At 69.1% G+C, this 17003-nt stretch carries 13 protein-coding genes; 5 read left to right on the forward strand and 8 right to left on the reverse strand.

The features are described from left to right. Nucleotides 1-120: 120 nt before the first annotated feature. The 3 genes from ACIPC1_RS05270 to thyX form a co-directional block, all read right to left on the reverse strand. Entirely contained in the window at nucleotides 121-1806 is a 1686-nt protein-coding gene (locus ACIPC1_RS05270) for a ribonuclease J (RefSeq protein ID WP_402513440.1), read from the reverse strand. 136 nt (nucleotides 1807-1942) lie between these two features. After that, a complete protein-coding gene (dapA, locus tag ACIPC1_RS05275) occupies nucleotides 1943-2842 on the reverse strand; it encodes a 4-hydroxy-tetrahydrodipicolinate synthase (RefSeq protein WP_402513442.1) in 900 nt (299 codons plus the stop codon). Nucleotides 2843-3052: 210 nt separating this feature from the next. Continuing rightward, nucleotides 3053-3793, reverse strand: a complete 741-nt coding sequence (gene thyX, locus ACIPC1_RS05280; protein WP_384389774.1) for an FAD-dependent thymidylate synthase — start codon at nucleotides 3791-3793, stop codon at nucleotides 3053-3055. A gap of 202 nt (nucleotides 3794-3995) precedes the next feature. Between thyX and ACIPC1_RS05285 the strand changes: the two genes are divergently transcribed. Then, nucleotides 3996-4250: a hypothetical protein gene (locus ACIPC1_RS05285; RefSeq protein ID WP_402513443.1), complete on the forward strand. Its 255-nt coding sequence runs from the start codon at nucleotides 3996-3998 to the stop codon at nucleotides 4248-4250. A 94-nt stretch (nucleotides 4251-4344) separates the two neighbouring features. Next, the gene (locus ACIPC1_RS05290) at nucleotides 4345-4902 is read left to right on the forward strand and encodes a hypothetical protein (protein WP_402513446.1); all 558 of its coding nucleotides are present in this window, start codon (nucleotides 4345-4347) and stop codon (nucleotides 4900-4902) included. Nucleotides 4903-4972: 70 nt separating this feature from the next. Here the strand turns inward: ACIPC1_RS05290 and ACIPC1_RS05295 are convergent, their stop codons facing one another. The 5 genes from ACIPC1_RS05295 to rpsO form a co-directional block, all read right to left on the reverse strand. Next, on the reverse strand, nucleotides 4973-5428 hold the full coding sequence (locus ACIPC1_RS05295; protein ID WP_384389765.1) for a hypothetical protein: 456 nt from the start codon (nucleotides 5426-5428) through the stop codon (nucleotides 4973-4975). A gap of 5 nt (nucleotides 5429-5433) precedes the next feature. Next, nucleotides 5434-6186 carry a 4-hydroxy-tetrahydrodipicolinate reductase gene (gene dapB / locus ACIPC1_RS05300; RefSeq protein WP_402513448.1) on the reverse strand — a complete coding sequence of 251 codons (753 nt, stop codon included), beginning with the start codon at nucleotides 6184-6186 and terminating at the stop codon, nucleotides 5434-5436. A gap of 104 nt (nucleotides 6187-6290) precedes the next feature. Beyond that, nucleotides 6291-7670, reverse strand: a complete 1380-nt coding sequence (locus ACIPC1_RS05305; RefSeq protein WP_402513451.1) for a M16 family metallopeptidase — start codon at nucleotides 7668-7670, stop codon at nucleotides 6291-6293. Next, complete coding sequence (locus tag ACIPC1_RS05310; protein WP_384389757.1) at nucleotides 7667-9883, reverse strand: polyribonucleotide nucleotidyltransferase; 2217 nt, start codon at nucleotides 9881-9883, stop codon at nucleotides 7667-7669. Before ACIPC1_RS05310 ends, ACIPC1_RS05305 begins: the two co-directional genes overlap by 4 nt. A gap of 377 nt (nucleotides 9884-10260) precedes the next feature. Next, entirely contained in the window at nucleotides 10261-10548 is a 288-nt protein-coding gene (gene rpsO / locus ACIPC1_RS05315) for a 30S ribosomal protein S15 (RefSeq protein WP_019075416.1), read from the reverse strand. A 264-nt stretch (nucleotides 10549-10812) separates the two neighbouring features. Here rpsO and ACIPC1_RS05320 point away from each other — a divergent pair, with 264 nt between their 5' ends. From ACIPC1_RS05320 to ACIPC1_RS05330, 3 genes are all read left to right on the forward strand, one after another. Then, the gene (locus ACIPC1_RS05320) at nucleotides 10813-11109 is read left to right on the forward strand and encodes a DUF397 domain-containing protein (protein WP_402513453.1); all 297 of its coding nucleotides are present in this window, start codon (nucleotides 10813-10815) and stop codon (nucleotides 11107-11109) included. 462 nt (nucleotides 11110-11571) lie between these two features. Continuing rightward, complete coding sequence (locus tag ACIPC1_RS05325) at nucleotides 11572-14769, forward strand: SCO5717 family growth-regulating ATPase (RefSeq protein ID WP_402513455.1); 3198 nt, start codon at nucleotides 11572-11574, stop codon at nucleotides 14767-14769. Nucleotides 14770-15114: 345 nt separating this feature from the next. Next, complete coding sequence (locus ACIPC1_RS05330; RefSeq protein ID WP_402513457.1) at nucleotides 15115-16968, forward strand: ABC transporter substrate-binding protein; 1854 nt, start codon at nucleotides 15115-15117, stop codon at nucleotides 16966-16968. Nucleotides 16969-17003: the final 35 nt, after the last annotated feature.

Below are 17003 nucleotides of genomic sequence, written 5' to 3' on the forward strand. Positions count from 1 at the left end.
GTGGGCCCGGGGGGGGTGGGGGGCGGGGGCCGTCCCTGGGCCCCCCCCCCCCCCCGCCGCGGGGGCCCCCCCCCCCCCCCCCCCCCCCCCCCCCCGCTCCTGGTTGAGCTCGTGCGAGGGTCAGACCTCGACGACGACCGGGAGGATCATCGGGCGTCGGCGGTAGTTGTCGGAGACCCACTTGCCCAGCGTGCGGCGGATGAGCTGCTGCATCTGGTGGGGCTCGACGACACCGTCCTGTGCCGACTTCTCCAGGACTTCCCTGACCCTCGGGATCACGTCGGTGAAGGCCGAGTCGTCGATACCTGAGCCGCGGGCCTGGACATGCGGGCCGCCGGTGATCTTGCCGGTGCTGGCGTCCATCACCACGAAGACCGAGATGATGCCCTCGTCGCCGAGGATGCGCCGGTCCTTCAGCGCGGGCTCGCCCACGTCGCCGACCGAGAGGCCGTCGACGTACACGTATCCCGCCTGGACCTTGCCGGAGATCTTGGCCTTGCCACCGATGAGGTCGACGACGACGCCGTCCTCGGCGATCACGATGCGGTCGTGCGGGACACCGGTGAGGGCGCCCAGCTCGGCGTTGGCCCGTAGGTGGCGCCATTCGCCGTGGACCGGCATCAGGTTCTTCGGCCTGCAGATGTTGTAGAAGTACACGAGCTCGCCCGCGGATGCGTGGCCCGAGACGTGCACCTTGGCGTTGCCCTTGTGGACGACGTTCGCGCCCCAGCGGGTCAGGCCGTTGATGACGCGGTAGACCGCGTTCTCGTTGCCCGGGATGAGCGACGACGCGAGGATCACCGTGTCGCCCTGGACGATGCGGATCTGGTGGTCGCGGTTGGCCATCCGGGACAGCGCGGCCATCGGCTCGCCCTGGGATCCCGTGCAGACCAGCACGATCTCGCTGTCCGGCAGGTCGTCGAGCGTCTTGACGTCGACGACGAGGCCCGGCGGGACCTTCAGGTAGCCCAGGTCCCTCGCGATGCCCATGTTGCGGACCATCGAGCGGCCGACGAAGGCGACCCTGCGGCCGTTCTCGTGGGCGGCGTCCAGGACCTGCTGGATGCGGTGCACATGGCTGGCGAAGCTCGCCACGATGATCCGCTTACTGGCGCCGGCGAAGACCTGGCGCAGCACGTTCGAGATGTCGCGCTCGGGCGGGACGAAGCCCGGGACCTCGGCGTTCGTCGAGTCCGAGAGGAGAAGGTCGATGCCTTCCTCGCTCAGCCGTGCGAAGGCGTGCAGGTCCGTGAGGCGGCCGTCCAGCGGGAGCTGGTCCATCTTGAAGTCGCCGGTGTGGACCACCATGCCCGCGGGGGTGCGGATGGCGACCGCGAGGGCGTCCGGGATGGAGTGGTTGACCGCGACGAACTCGCAGTCGAAGGGGCCGATGCGTTCGCGGTGGCCCTCCGCGACTTCGAGGGTGTAGGGGCGGATGCGGTGCTCCTGGAGTTTCGCCTCGATGAGAGCGAGGGTCAGCTTGGAGCCGATCAGCGGGATGTCCGGCTTCTCCCGCAGGAGGAAGGGGACGCCGCCGATGTGGTCCTCGTGGCCATGCGTGAGGACGATGCCCTCGATGTCGTCGAGGCGGTCCCTGATGGACGTGAAGTCCGGCAGGATCAGGTCGATTCCGGGCTGCTCCTCTTCGGGGAAGAGCACTCCGCAGTCGACGATCAGCAGACGACCGCCGTACTCGAAGACCGTCATGTTCCGGCCGATTTCACCGAGGCCGCCGAGCGGGGTGACCCGCAGGCCGCCCTTCGGGAGCTTCGGCGGGGCGCCGAGTTCAGGATGCGGATGACTCAAAAGACTCTCCTCACCACACGCGCCACGTACCTGGCAAGGCACGTGGCGCGCGTGACGTTCGTGCAGTAGCAGTTGTCGTGTGGGCTGCAGGCTCGTGGCCTGCGTTGTCGTACGTATTCAGTTGTGAAGTCTGTAGTTAGAGCTGTACCCCGCCGGCGGCAAGATCGATCTTGAGCTGGGCAGTCTCCTCGGGCGTCAGCTCGACCATCGGGGCGCGCAGCGGTCCGGCGGGCAGGCCCTGGAGGGCGAGCGCGGCCTTGGTCGTCATGACGCCCTGGGTGCGGAACATGCCGGTGAAGACGGGAAGCAGCTTCTGGTGGATCTCGGTGGCCTTGTGGACGTCGCCGCTCGCGAAGGCGTCCGCCAGGGCGCGCAGCTCCGGCGTGACGACGTGGCCGACGACGGAGACGAAGCCGACGGCTCCCACGGAGAGCAGCGGCAGGTTCAGCATGTCGTCGCCGGAGTACCAGGCGAGGCCGGAGCGGGCGATGGCCCAGCTGGCTCGGCCGAGGTCTCCCTTGGCGTCCTTGTTGGCGACGATACGGGGGTGCTCGGCGAGGCGCACCAAGGTTTCGGTGCTGATCGGTACGCCGCTGCGGCCGGGGATGTCGTAGAGCATCACCGGTAGTTCGGTGGCGTCGGCGATGGCTGAGAAGTGCCGGTACAGGCCCTCCTGCGGGGGCTTGTTGTAGTACGGCGTGACGGTCAGCAGGCCGTGCGCGCCGGTCTTCGCGGCGGCTCGGGCGAGCTCGATGCTGTGGTGGGTGTCATTCGTGCCGACGCCGGCGACGATGTGGGCACGGTCGCCGACCGCCTCCAGTACGGCTCGTACGAGATCCGCCTTCTCCGCGTCGCTGGTGGTCGGGGACTCGCCGGTGGTGCCGTTGATGACCAGGCCGTCGTTGCCTGCGTCCACCAAGTGGGTTGCGAGCCGCTGCGCGCCGTCGAGGTCGAGCGCGCCGTCCGCCGTGAAGGGCGTGACCATGGCGGTGAGAACCCGCCCGAAGGGGGTCTGCGGAGTGGAGGTCGGAGCCATGGGTAATACGCTACTCGCTGCTCAGGGCGGGGTCTGCCCTAGGGGCAGGCGACAAGTCGTGACAAAGGTGGAGCCCGGCACTGCCTGCTCGGGGGTTCAAGCAGTGCCGGGTCCGTTTGATCAGGCTAGATGAACTTCCCGAAATGCCGCAATACGGACACTTCGCACGGTCCATCCGTACATCTGTGCCGGAAGGCGTGCGGAAGCGCGCTACGGCGCCACGCGCCCGTTGGCGTTGAAGGCCGCATACGTGAGCGGCATCAGCTTCGCCCACTCCGCTTCCATCTTCTCCCCGACCATCTCGATCTCGCGCTGCGGGAAGGACGGGACCTTGGCCAGCTCGTGCTGGGTGCGCAGGCCCAGGAAGTGCATCAGCGAGCGGGCGTTGCACGTGGCGTACATCGAGGAGAAGAGGCCCACCGGGAGGACCGCACGGGCGACCTCTCGGGCTACACCGGCGGTGAGCATTTCCTGGTACGCCTCGTACGCCTGACGGTATGAGTCCTCCATGACGCGGCCGGTGAGCTCCTGCTGCGCGGGGGTGCCCTCGACGAAGACGTACTTGCCGGGGCGGCCCTCCTGGATCAGCTTGCGGGACTCGCCCGGGACGTAGAAGACCGGCTGGAGCTCCCTGTACCGGCCCGACTCCTCGTTGTACGACCAGCCGACGCGGTGGCGCATGAACTCGCGGAAGACGAAGATCGGGGCGCTGATGAGGAACGTCATCGAGTTGTGCTCGAAGGGGCTGCCGTGCCGGTCCCGCATCAGGTAGTTGAGCAGGCCCTTTGAGCGCTCCGGGTCCTTTTTCAGCTCGTCCAGCGACTGCTCGCCGAGCGTCGAGACGCGGGCGGCGAACAGCACGTCCGAGTCGGACGCGGTGTGCTTGACCAGCTCGACGGTGACATCGCTGCGGAAGCTGGGCTTGAGGTCGTCGGCGGGGGTGTCGGTCACGGTGGAGAGGGTCCTTCCCATCACAGGCTCGGGCGGCGCCCACTCTACGGCCCGGCACCGACAACAGGGCGTTCGGTGGCGTGCCGCGACATTAGACCGCGAACTTCTGCGAATTCGGCGAAACAGGGCACCGATCGGGGCGTTCGCTCGTCTGTATTGGTGACAACGATTCGTTCGAGTCCCCAGAGGAGAAGCAGTCCCCATGCTCCGTCGGCGCGAGCCCGTTCCCTTTGCCTTCCTCGCCGAAGCAGACCAGTTCCGCAGCAATGTCACTCCCCCACCCCGTGAGCGTCCGTCCGCCAGTCAGATGGCCGGCCGATGGCTGATAGGACTCACCGTGATCGCGGGGCTCGCGGGCGCCCTGATCATCGGAATGCCCGCATTGACCTTGGACAAGTCATCCGCGGATCAGACGTCCGCGACGACGCAGCAGTCCGAAGCGTCGCACGGCCACTGACTCATCCGGACCCCCAAGGGTGGTGAGCGGGGACCCGGCTCGATAACCTCACCGGGCACAGCCAGCCCATGCGTGGATTGAGTGAGGACCAATCGTGCCCCTGCCCTTCCTGACGGCGGACCGCGCTTTTGACGAGGTGGCGGACGACCTCGCGCTGCCGTTCGACAACCGCGACCACTGGCGGCGTCCCTACCGTCCCGGGCCGTGGCGGGTGGGCGCGGCCGCGCTCGTCCTGCTGCTGGTCTCGTACGTACTCGTCGCCGCGGTCATCATCGCGGTCACCGGGACTCCGGCCGGCGCCGCGGCCTGCCTCGGCGGGGCCGCGCTCGCCATACTCTGCGCGCTGCGACTGCTGCGGGTGGGCGTCTGGGTGAGCGCCCAGGGGCTGCGCCGGGTGAGCTTCCTCCGTACGAGTACGACGCCCTGGGCGCAGGTCGTCGCGGTACGGACGGTGCAGCAGCCGGTGCGCTGGCTCGGGCTGCCCCGCACCGTTCAGGGGCAGGCACTGACCCTCGTACGCAGGGATCGTGCGCCCAACGACCTGCCGCCGCTGCTGACCTCGCACGGCACGGACTTCCTGGCGCGTGTGGAGGCCTTCGACCGGGCGGCGGACGCCATCGAGGTGTGGGCGGACGAGTACCGGCGGGCCTGAGCCTCAGCGCCGACGGGAATTGGGGAGGGGCCGGTCCGCACATCGCGGGCCGGCCCCTTCGTCGTGGCTCTCAGGCTTCCACCGGTGGCCTGCCCTCGTGCAGTGCGATCGCTCGCTGCATCGCCTTGCGGGCGCGCGGGGTGTCGCGGGCGTCGTGGTAGGCGATCGCGAGGCGGAACCAGCTGCGCCAGTCGTCCGGGGCGTCCTCGGTCTCGGCCTTGCGCTTGGCGAAGACCTCGTCGGCCGAGTCGCGGTCGATGCGGCCGCCCGCCGTGCGCTTCAACTCGTCGACGGGCAGGCCGCCTTCGGCGTCGAGCTCGGCGGCGAGGCGGTTGGCCCTGCGGACGAACTGGGTGTTCTTCCAGAGGAACCAGACGCCGATGACCGGCAGGATCAGCACCGCGACACCGAAGGTGACGGTGAGGAGCGTGCCGGCCTGGATGAGCAGGAGCCCGCGCCAGCCGACCAGCACGAAGTAGGCGACCAGGACGGCCGCCGTGATGGCGTATGTGAGCTTCGCGCGCATGGCTTCTAGTTCAGGTCCAGGAAGTGTTCCAGGCCGAAGGTGAGGCCCGGGGTGGTCACCACGCGGCGGGTGCCGAGCAGGATGCCCGGCATGAAGCTGCTGTGGTGGAGGGAGTCGTGACGGATGGTGAGGGTCTCGCCCTCGCCACCGAGCAGGACCTCCTGGTGGGCGAGGAGGCCACGGAGGCGTACGGAGTGCACGGGCACCCCGTCGACGTTCGCGCCGCGGGCGCCGTCCAGGGCAGTCGCCGTGGCGTCGGGCTGCGGGGTGCTGCCCGCGCGCTCCCGGGCCGCGGCGATGAGCTGGGCGGTGCGCGTGGCGGTGCCACTGGGAGCGTCCACCTTGTTCGGGTGGTGCAGTTCGATGACCTCGACGGACTCGAAGTACGGCGCGGCGACCTCGGCGAACTTCATGGTCAGTACGGCGCCGATGGAGAAGTTGGGCGCGATGAGCACGCCGGTCTCCGGGGAGCCGGACAGCCAGGTCCGCAACTGCGTGAGGCGCTCGTCGGTCCAGCCCGTCGTGCCGACGACGGCGTGGATGCCGTGCCGTACGCAGAAGTCGAGGTTGTCCATCACCGAGGCAGGCGTGGTCAGTTCGACGGCGACCTGGGCGCCGGTCTCGGTCAGCGTCTCCAGCTTGTCGCCCCGGCCGAGCGCGGCCACCAGCTCCAGGTCCTCGGCAGCCTCGACGGCTCGTACCGCCTCGGCTCCGATACGGCCCTTGGCACCGAGGACCGCCACGCGCAGCTTGCTCATCTTCCTGCTTCCTTAGTCGAGGACAGTCGAGGACAGTCAAGGACTTCCACGACCAGCCGAGGACCTATGCCACCGGCCGAGGACTTACGCCACCGGCCGAGGACTTACGCGACCGCTTCGTGCAGACGGGCGGCCTGCTTGTCCTTGAGGGGGCCGATGACCGACAGCGAGGGCCGCTGCCCCAGGATGTCGTGCGCGACCGAGCGGACCTCGTCCGGGGTGACCGATGCGATCCGGACCAGCATGTCGTCGACGGACATCTGCTCGCCCCAGCACAGTTCACTCTTGCCGATACGGTTCATCAGCGCGCCGGTGTCCTCGAGGCCGAGGACGGTGGAGCCCTGGAGCTGGCCGATGGCGCGGCCGATCTCGTCGTCCGAGAGGCCGTGCTCGGCGACGTGGTCGAGCTCGTCGCGGCAGATCTTGAGCACGTCGTGGACCTGGCTCGGGCGGCAGCCCGCGTACACACCGAAGAGGCCGCAGTCGGCGAAGCCCGAGGTGTACGAGTACACGCTGTAGGCCAGGCCGCGCTTCTCGCGGACCTCCTGGAAGAGGCGGGAGGACATGCCGCCGCCGAGAGCGGTGTTCAGCACGCCGAGCGCCCAGCGACGCTCGTCGGTGCGGGCCAGGCCCGGCATGCCGAGGACGACATGGGCCTGCTCGGTCTTGCGGCCGAGCAGTTCGACGCGGCCCGCGGTGCGGATGGCTCGGCTGCCTTCGCGCGGGGCGAACGGCGTGGCGTCGGGGCCCTTGAGGGCGCCCGCCTGCTCGAAGGCGGCGCGGACCTGGCGTACGACCTTGTTGTGGTCGACGTTGCCCGCACAGGCCACCACGAGGTGCGTCGGGTCGTAGTGCTTCTTGTAGAAGCGGCGGATGCGGTCGGCACCGAGGGCGTTGACCGTGTCGACCGTGCCGAGGACCGGGCGGCCGAGAGGGGTGTCGCCGAGCATGGTGTGCGCGAACAGGTCGTGCACACAGTCGCCCGGGTCGTCCTCGGTCATCGCGATCTCTTCGAGGATCACACCGCGCTCGGCGTCGACGTCCGCCTGCTCGATCAGCGAGCCGGTGAGCATGTCGCACACGACGTCGATGGCGAGCGGGAGGTCGGTGTCGAGCACGCGCGCGTAGTAGCAGGTGTACTCCTTCGCCGTGAACGCGTTCATCTCACCGCCGACCGCGTCGATGGCGGAGGAGATGTCCAGGGCGGACCTGCGCCGGGTGCCCTTGAAGAGCAGGTGTTCCAGGTAGTGGGTCGCGCCGTTCAGTGTCGGGGTCTCGTCGCGGGAGCCGACGTGCGCCCAGATGCCGAAGGTGGCGGAGCGAACGGAGGGGAGGGTTTCGGTGACGATGCGCAGGCCGCCGGGGAGGGTGGTCTTGCGGACCGTGCCGATGCCGTTCTCGCCCTTGATGAGGGTTTGGGTACGGGCGACGGCCCGCGCCTCGGGAGAGGTGCGGGCCGTCGCCGTGGAGCTGGTGGACGTCACTGGTCGGTGTCGTCCTTCTTGTCGTCGCCCTCTTCGCCCTCGACCACAGGGATCAGGGAGAGCTTGCCGCGGGAGTCGATCTCGGCGATCTCGACCTGGACCTTGGAGCCCACGGCGAGCACGTCCTCGACGTTCTCCACGCGCTTGCCGCCGGCCAGCTTGCGGATCTGCGAGATGTGCAGCAGACCGTCCTTGCCCGGGAGCAGCGACACGAACGCACCGAAGGTGGTGGTCTTGACGACCGTACCCAGGTAGCGCTCTCCGACCTCCGGCATGGTCGGGTTGGCGATCGCGTTGATCGTGGCGCGCGCGGCCTCGGCCTGCGAGCCCTGCTGGGCACCGATGTAGATGGTGCCGTCGTCCTCGATCGTGATGTCGGCGCCGGTGTCCTCCTGGATCTGGTTGATCATCTTGCCCTTCGGGCCGATGACCTCACCGATCTTGTCCACGGGGATCTTGACCGTGATGATCCGCGGGGCGTTCGGGGACATCTCGTCCGGCGTGTCGATCGCTTCCATCATCACGTCGAGGATGTGGAGGCGGGCGTCGCGGGCCTGCTTGAGAGCCGCGGCCAGGACGGAGGCCGGGATGCCGTCCAGCTTCGTGTCGAGCTGGAGGGCGGTCACGAACTCCTTGGTACCGGCGACCTTGAAGTCCATGTCGCCGAAGGCGTCCTCCGCACCGAGGATGTCGGTGAGGGCGACGTAGTGCGTCTGACCGTCGATCTCCTGGGAGATCAGGCCCATGGCGATACCGGCGACGGCGGCCTTCAGCGGCACACCGGCGTTCAGCAGCGACATGGTGGAGGCGCAGACCGAGCCCATGGACGTCGAGCCGTTGGAGCCGAGGGCCTCGGACACCTGACGGATCGCGTACGGGAAGTCCTCGCGCGACGGCAGGACCGGCACGATCGCGCGCTCGGCGAGCGCGCCGTGGCCGATCTCGCGGCGCTTCGGGGAACCGACGCGGCCGGTCTCACCGACGGAGTACGGCGGGAAGTTGTAGTTGTGCATGTAGCGCTTGCGGGTCACCGGGGAGAGGGTGTCCAGCTGCTGCTCCATGCGGAGCATGTTGAGGGTGGTGACGCCCAGGATCTGGGTCTCGCCACGCTCGAACAGCGCCGAGCCGTGCACGCGCGGGATGGCCTCGACCTCGGCGGCGAGCGTACGGATGTCCGTGACGCCACGGCCGTCGATGCGGACCTTGTCCTTGATGACGCGCTCGCGCACCAGGGACTTGGTCAGCGAGCGGTACGCGGCGGAGATCTCCTTCTCGCGGCCCTCGAACTGCGGGAGCAGCTTCTCGGCGGCGATCTCCTTGATGCGGTCCAGCTCGGCCTCGCGGTCCTGCTTGCCGGCGATGGTGAGCGCCTGGGAGAGCTCGCTCTTGACCGCGGCCGTCAGGGCCTCCAGGACGTCGTCCTGGTAGTCGAGGAAGACCGGGAACTCGCCGGTGGGCTTGGCGGCCTTCGCGGCGAGGTCGGCCTGGGCCCTGCAGAGCACCTTGATGAAGGGCTTCGCGGCGTCCAGACCGGCGGCGACGACCTCCTCGGTCGGCGCCTCGGCGCCGCCCGCGATCAGCTGGATGGTCTTCTCGGTGGCCTCGGCCTCGACCATCATGATCGCGACGTCGCCGTCCTCCAGGGCGCGGCCCGCGACGACCATGTCGAAGACGGCGTCCTCGAGCTCGGTGTGCGTCGGGAACGCGACCCACTGGCCGTTGATCAGCGCGACGCGGACGCCGCCGATCGGGCCGGAGAAGGGCAGACCGGCCAGCTGCGTGGACGCGGAGGCGGCGTTGATCGCCACGACGTCGTACAGGTGGTCGGGGTTGAGCGCCATGATCGTCGCGACGACCTGGATCTCGTTGCGCAGGCCCTTCTTGAAGGACGGGCGCAGCGGGCGGTCGATCAGGCGACAGGTGAGGATGGCGTCCTCGGAGGGACGGCCCTCACGGCGGAAGAAGCTGCCGGGGATCTTGCCGGCGGCGTACATCCGCTCCTCGACGTCCACCGTGAGGGGGAAGAAGTCGAGATTTTCCTTGGGCTTCTTGGAGGCGGTGGTGGCCGACAGCACCATGGTGTCGTCGTCCAGGTACGCGACGGCGGATCCGGCGGCCTGCCTGGCCAGCCGGCCCGTCTCGAAGCGGATGGTGCGGGTGCCGAAGGATCCGTTGTCGATAACGGCCTCGGCGTAGTGGGTCTCGTTCTCCACTAGCGTTTTCTCCGATACTTTTCGTCTTTCGCCCCATCCTGCCCGTGTGGCAGAGGGACAGCGGCGGAGAAGCGCTCCTTCTGGTGCTGGCCGGTCTTCGATCGAAGCACCCGGGTTCGTGTTTCCCCGGGGGCCACTACCGAGGACCGGCGGCGGCGAGGTGCGCTTCTCCTCGTTCAGTGTCGCGACGGTTCCCTGCCCGGCGGGCGGGGCGTCATCACGCTGAGTTCGTACGTACTTCTTTCGTGCCTGCTGTGTCCTGCGTATTGCGTTGCGCTACCACAGTACAAAGCGTCGGTGACACTCCGCACCTAGAGCACGTACAGCAAAAGGGAGCGGCCCCCTGAATGATGGGAACCGCTCCCTCTCACGGCGTCTTACTTGGCGCCCGCCGCACCGCGGCGGATGCCCAGGCGGTCGACCAGCGCACGGAAGCGCTGGATGTCCTTCTTGGCCAGGTACTGCAGCAGGCGGCGGCGCTGACCGACCAGGATCAGCAGACCACGGCGGGAGTGGTGGTCGTGCTTGTGGGTCTTGAGGTGCTCGGTCAGGTCCGAGATACGGCGCGAGAGCATGGCGACCTGGACCTCGGGGGAGCCGGTGTCGCCCTCCTTCTGGCCGAACTCGGTGATGAGCTGCTTCTTCGTTGCGGCGTCGAGCGACACGCGTACTCCTCGTAGTCTGTGATGTGCCACCGAGTGCCCCTGGTCCACATCTCAGGGGATCTTCCGGTACTCGGGAGGCGGATCCGCTGCGCGCGGCCTCCGGAGCGGTGGGCTCCGGGGGCGCGTACACAAACGGCCGTTTCACAGGTTACCAGCCCGCAAGGACCCGGCTTACCCGGTCCCCGAACCCGCCCGTACGGCGAGGACCAGGCCACTAGGGTGAGTGGACAGGTCTTTCGTATGTGGGGAAGGGGCCGCCGGAACATGGCCGAGGAAGCGGACAAGGACGTCAAGGCGCGCAAGGAGCGGGAGAAGGACGAGCTCTACGCCCTCGACATCTCGGGCGTCGAGTGGCTGAGCGCGCCGGGCACGGAGGAGCACGAGGAGCGGGTGGAGATCGCGTACCTGCCCGAGGGCGCGGTGGCCATGCGTTCCTCCCTCGACCCCGACACGGTCCTGCGGTACACGGAGGCGGAGTGGCGGGCCTTTGTGCTCGGGGCCCGGGACGGGGAGTTCGACCTGGAGCCCGCGCCGCACAACGGCGGAGCGCCGGCGGAGTAGGGCGGACGGCTCGCAGCGGAGTGGTAGGGCGAGGCGGTCGATGCGGCGGGGCGCTGCGTCGGCCGCCTTTTCGTGTTTGTGTGCCTGGCCGTGCATCACTTCATGGGCTGCCGCGCACACCTCTTCACGAGGATCTCGCCAACCGCCCAAGTACCCGGCACGGACGGGGTACAAGGGGAGGGCAGACCGCACAAGGGGAGGGCAGGCCGCGGCTCACGCTCGGCACGCTCACCTCGATGACACCGTTTGTCCGCTTTGCTGGTCAATAGTGCACGTGCGTACGCCACTTCTGGGCAGGGTGTGACGTAGCGGGCAGCCGCGGTGGGGCGGACGGGCCTGCCCTATTGACAGTGGTGGTGATTAGGCTGGGACCGGCGGGACGCCAGAGCCCGTGGACGGATCGACCACGTCCCGCCCCGGCATCGCGCCGCATCAGGGGGCTCGACCACACCAGGAGGAATTGTGAACAGCGATCGGGACGGCATCCGCGGGGGCTGGGCCACGCCCGGCGATGACCACTCCGACGCGGAGTCCGCCGTCGAGACGACGGGCGAGTTCACCATCGACTACGCACCGCCGGCCTGGTACACGCAGAACGCCTCGGGGAGTTCGAGGGACGGAGCTTCGGAGTCGAAGCCGGCGGCGGAACCGGAGGACTCGGGAAACTCTGAGGATTCGGAGGATTCGGGAGGCCCGGAGGCCTTGGGCGTCCCGGAGGACTCAGGGAGTTCTGGCAGCTCCGACGCCTCTGAGGTCTCCGACGCCTCTGAGGTCTCGGTCGCTTCGGAGGTTTCCGAGGACTCCGATACTTCAGGCACTTCGGAGGTTCCCGACGCGGAGGCTTCGTCCTCGACGGGTTCAGACGCCGCGGCCGCGCCGGAATCATCGGCTTGGGGAACGTCTTCCGTGCCGCCGCTGGTGGTGGTGAGTCCTGTCGCGGGCGGTCCGACCGCGCTGCCGAATCTGCCGCTCCAGCCGGGGCCCACCACACCTCCGGCCGCGCCCGTCGCCGCTTCCGACGATGGGGAGACCGGCGACGGGGATCTGGAGAGCGGTGCGACCATGCGGATCTCCGCTCGGGCCGTGAAGCGTGAGGTCGCGGAGCGGGCGACGCCGGTGGCTACGGATGCCGCTGCCGATACCGCTACGGCGGCAGCTGCTGACCAGTCCGACGGCTCGGGCGACGGCAGTGACGCGGCCGCAGATGTAGACGTCGTACGGGACGATGCACCGGCTGACGCCGAGTTGGACTCCTCCGACGGCGGCGAGGTCGTGGAACTGCGGGGCTCCGCAGCCGACGACACAGTCGAAGCGGCCGACGAGGCCGGTGACGCCGAGCCGCGGCAGGACGACGTCAATGACGCGCTGCCGCAGGACGCCGAGCATCAGGACGTGGTCGCCGGGGCCGGGTCGAGCGGGGAAGGCTCCGCGCAGGACGCTCCCCCCGCGTGGGCTCCGCCGCCGCTTCCTCAGAGTGGGCTGCCGCCGTTGCCACCCGCCTATCAGCCTGCGGCGCCCGCTCCCGCGGCGCAGTGGCCCGCGTCCACCGAACCAGTGGCGGCCGAGGCCGGACACGTACAGGAGCCGCCGCGGGCGCAGCCGCCCGCGCCCGCACCGGGTCAGCCGTTCCAGCCGCCGGCACCGGCCCCGGCACCAGGCCGGCCCTTCCAGGCCCAGCCGCCCGCGGCGCCGCCGGCGTGGCCCTCCCCCGGTGTACCCGTCTCCGCCGGCCCGGCGCAGGCGCCCGCACCGGTGTACCCGCCCGCCTTCGAGAACCCGGTTCCGGCGCCGCCGCAGGTTCCGTCCCCGGTCGTGGCACCGCCGTCCCCGGCAGCCGCCCCTCCGGCGCAAGCGCCCTACCCACAGCCACAGCTTCAACCGCAACCGCAACCGCAACCGCAACCGCAGGGAAGCTACGGGTTCCCGCAGCCCAGCGTTCCGGCCCCGAGCCCCACCCCGCAAGGCAGCTACGGCTTCCCGCAACCCAGCGCACCGGCACCGGCACCGGCGGCGCCCACTCCGCCCGCCCCCGCGCTCAACCCGCCCGCCCCAGCGCCCGGTTACGGCTTCCCTCCCCAGGGAGCACCCGCGGTTCCGCAGCCGGGATACGGCTTCCCGCACCAGCCCCCCGCACCGCAGTCACCCCACGCCCCCGCGCCCCAGGCCGGTTACGGCTTCCCCAACCCGCCCGCGCCGCCGGCCGATCCGCTCCCGCCGGCGCAAGCGGCCCCGCCGTACCCCCAGCAGGGGCAGCCCCAACCTCAGCCGGGCCAACCGCCCGTACCGCAGCAGTACGACGCACAGCCCCCGCAGGGTCCCCCCGTTCCGCCCGCCGCGCAGGCGCACGCGCCTGTCGACCCGCGAGCCGGGACCGCCTGGCCGCAGCCCGTGCAGCACGACCAGCGCCAGCCCATCAATCCCGGTGCCGCCCCTCTCGGTTACACCGCGGCGGTGGAGCTCTCCTCCGACCGGCTGCTCAACAACAAGAAGCAGAAGGCCAAGAGCGGACGCCCGGCTGCCGCCTCGTCGCGGTTCAAGCTCGGCGGGAAGAAGGAGGAGGCGGAGCGCCAGCGGAAGCTGGACCTGATCCGTACGCCGGTGTTGTCGTGCTACCGGATCGCCGTCATCAGCCTCAAGGGCGGCGTGGGCAAGACGACCACGACCACCGCGCTCGGTTCGACACTCGCCACCGAGCGGCAGGACAAGATCCTCGCGATCGACGCCAACCCGGACGCGGGTACGCTCGGGCGCCGTGTGCGCCGCGAGACCGGGGCCACCATCCGTGACCTCGTCCAGGCGATCCCGCACCTCAACTCGTACATGGACATCCGGCGGTTCACGTCCCAGGCCGCGTCCGGCCTGGAGATCATCGCCAATGACGTCGACCCTGCGGTGTCGACCACGTTCAACGACGAGGACTACCGGCGCGCGATCGGCGTACTGGGCAAGCAGTACCCGATCATCCTGACCGACTCGGGCACCGGGCTGCTGTACAGCGCGATGCGCGGTGTGCTGGACCTCGCCGACCAGCTCATCATCATCTCGACGCCGTCGGTCGACGGTGCGAGCAGCGCCAGTACGACGCTCGACTGGCTGTCGGCGCACGGGTATGCGGATCTCGTCTCGCGGTCCATCACCGTCATCTCCGGGGTACGCGAGACCGGAAAAATGATCAAGGTGGATGACATCGTCAGCCACTTCGAGACGCGCTGCCGCGGTGTCGTCGTCGTGCCCTTCGACGAACACCTGTCCGCGGGCGCGGAGGTCGACCTCGACATGATGCGGCCGAAGGTGCGGGAGGCGTACTTCGACCTCTCTGCGATGGTGGCCGAGGACATCGCGCGCCACCAGCAGTCGCACGGGCTCTGGACGTCGGACGGCAACCCGCCGCCGGTGGCCGCGCCGCCGCTGCCCGGTCAGCAGTACCAGCAGTACCCGGGCCAGCCGTACCCCGGACAGCCGGCACCGGCACCGGGGCAGGCCCCCCAGCAGCCGCAGCCCGCACAGCCGTATCCGCCGCAGCCCGGTCAGCCCTACCCCCCGCAACCGGGACAGGGCTACCCGCAGCAACCGGGCCAGCCGTACCCGCCGCACCAGGGACAGCCGTATCCGCCCCAGCCCGGCCAGCCCTTCCAGCCGCCGGCGCCGCCTCAGCAGTAACCCGATCGGACCCTTTCGAGGGACCGCTTCACGCCAGGGCCCGCATCGTCTCCGTACGGTGCGGGTCCTACGCGTATCCGCAGGCGTTTGGCGCCGTCAGGCCCCCACCTGGAGGGCTTCAGCGGTCTGAACCAATGAGTGGAAAATTCGCGTCAACTCGTTATTTCCGCAGGCCACATGGGGTTCGTGCGCCGTTGACGTTCACAGAGCGCCGCTGGTAGACACACAGATCAACCCCGTCGGCGTCACCCGATCAACCGTGTTCCATCGGTTCCGTCGGTTCCATCAGTCCCACCGGTTCAACAAGCCATCCCTGTGCGAGCGATGACGCGAGGTCACCGACCCATGAACACACCAGATCAGCACGGCAGCCGTGCCGTACGCGTTGGATGGCTGCGGCTCATCGCCGCCGCGGGAGCCGCGGCCCTCACCCTCACCGCCGGTCTCGCGACCCCCCTCAACCCGGCGCCCCAGCAGGCCCAGGCCAAGGAGGGCAAGAAGACCCTCACCGTCGCGGTGGCGCAGAGCGTCGACTCGCTGAGCCCGTTCCTGGCGAGCCGCCTGGTCAGTACGAGCATTCACCGGCTCATGTACGAGTACCTGACCAACTACGACCCCGCGGACAACCACGCCGTCCCCGGCCTCGCCACCAAGTGGGCGCCCTCGGCCGACAAGCTCACCTGGACCTACACGATCCGCTCCGACTCCAAGTGGTCGGACGGCGAGCAGGCCACCGCCGAGGACGCGGCCTGGACCTTCAACAAGATCATGACCGACGACGGCGCGGCCACCGCCAACGGCAGCTTCGTCGCCAACTTCAAGAAGGTCACGGCCCCCAGCCCCACCGAGCTCGTCATCGAACTGAAGAAGCCGCAGGCGACGATGACCGCGCTCGATGTACCGATCGTGCCCAAGCACGTCTGGGAGAAGGTCGGGGACTTCTCGAAGTTCAACAACGACAAGAGCTTCCCCGTCGTCGGCAACGGACCGTTCATCCTCACCGACTACAAGGCCGACAGTTACGTACGGCTCAAGGCCAACAAGAGCTTCTGGCGCGGCTCCCCCAAGTTCGACGAGCTGGTCTTCAAGTACTACAAGGACAACGACGCCGCCGTCGCCGCCCTGCAGAAGGGCGAGGTGTCCTTCACCTTCGGTCTGACGCCCGCTCAGGCGGCCACCCTGGAGACCCAGAAGAACATCAAGGTCAACGACGCGCCGGGCCGCCGCTTCTACGCGCTCGCCGTCAACCCGGGCGCCCAGGCAAAGAACGGCCAGAAGTTCGGCGACGGGCACGAGTCGCTGCTCAACGAGAAGGTGCGACAGGCGCTGTTCATGGCCGTCGACCGCAAGGCCCTCATCGACAAGGTCTTCCAGGGCCACGCCGTCGAAGGCGCCGGCTACATCCCGCCCCGCTTCTCCGACTACTTCTGGGAGCCGTCCGCGAGCCAGAAGCTGTCGTACGACCCGGCCAAGGCGGCCCAACTCCTCGACGAGGCGGGCTACAAGAAGAACGGCGACGGCAAGCGCGTCGGCAAGAACGGCAAGCCGATCACCTACCGCGTCCTGTGCCACGCCACCGACCCGAACGACAAGGCGGTCGGACAGTACCTGAAAGAGTGGTGGGGCAAGCTCGGTATCGGTGTCACCCTCAACTGCCTCGACAACGTGACCGATCCCTGGCTCGCGGGCACCTACGACCTCGCCTTCGACGGCTGGTCCGCCAACCCCGACCCCGACTTCCTGCTGTCGATCCAGACCTGCGGCGCGCTTCCGGCGACCCCCAAGGACACCGGTGCGACGGACAACTTCATCTGCGACAAGAAGTTCGACGAGCTCTACGACCAGCAGCTCGCCGAGTACGACACCGCCAAACGGGCAGACCTCGTCAAGCAGATGGAATCGCGGCTGTACGACACCGGGTACATGAACGTCATGGCGTACCCGAACGCGGTCGAGGCCTACCGCACCGACCAGATCGAGTCGATCGAGACGATGCCGAAGGCCGCGGGCAACATCTACGGCCAGGACGGTTACTGGAGCTGGTGGTCGGCGGTTCCGGCGGCCTCCTCCGGTGAGTCCTCCGACGGTTCGAGCTCCACGGGGGTCATCATCGGCATCGTCGCGGGCATCGTCGTCCTCGTGGGCGCCGGCGCGTTCTTCGCGATGCGACGCCGCTCGACCGCCGAAGACCGCGAGTAGCGACCGCGAGTGCCACGGGTCCCCCGCCACCGAGC

The organism is Streptomyces sp. NPDC087263 (assembly GCF_044744645.1).
Lineage (GTDB): Bacteria > Actinomycetota > Actinomycetes > Streptomycetales > Streptomycetaceae > Streptomyces.

What these genes read in the sequence shown, in the direction of transcription:
- dapA (WP_402513442.1), bottom strand. Translation starts at nt 2,842, where the DNA reads ATGGCTCCGACCTCCACTCCGCAGACCCCCTTCGGGCGGGTTCTCACC.
- ACIPC1_RS05285 (WP_402513443.1), top strand. Translation starts at nt 3,996, where the DNA reads ATGCTCCGTCGGCGCGAGCCCGTTCCCTTTGCCTTCCTCGCCGAAGCA.
- ACIPC1_RS05295 (WP_384389765.1), bottom strand. Translation starts at nt 5,428, where the DNA reads ATGCGCGCGAAGCTCACATACGCCATCACGGCGGCCGTCCTGGTCGCC.
- dapB (WP_402513448.1), bottom strand. Translation starts at nt 6,186, where the DNA reads ATGAGCAAGCTGCGCGTGGCGGTCCTCGGTGCCAAGGGCCGTATCGGA.
- ACIPC1_RS05320 (WP_402513453.1), top strand. Translation starts at nt 10,813, where the DNA reads ATGGCCGAGGAAGCGGACAAGGACGTCAAGGCGCGCAAGGAGCGGGAG.
- ACIPC1_RS05330 (WP_402513457.1), top strand. Translation starts at nt 15,115, where the DNA reads ATGAACACACCAGATCAGCACGGCAGCCGTGCCGTACGCGTTGGATGG.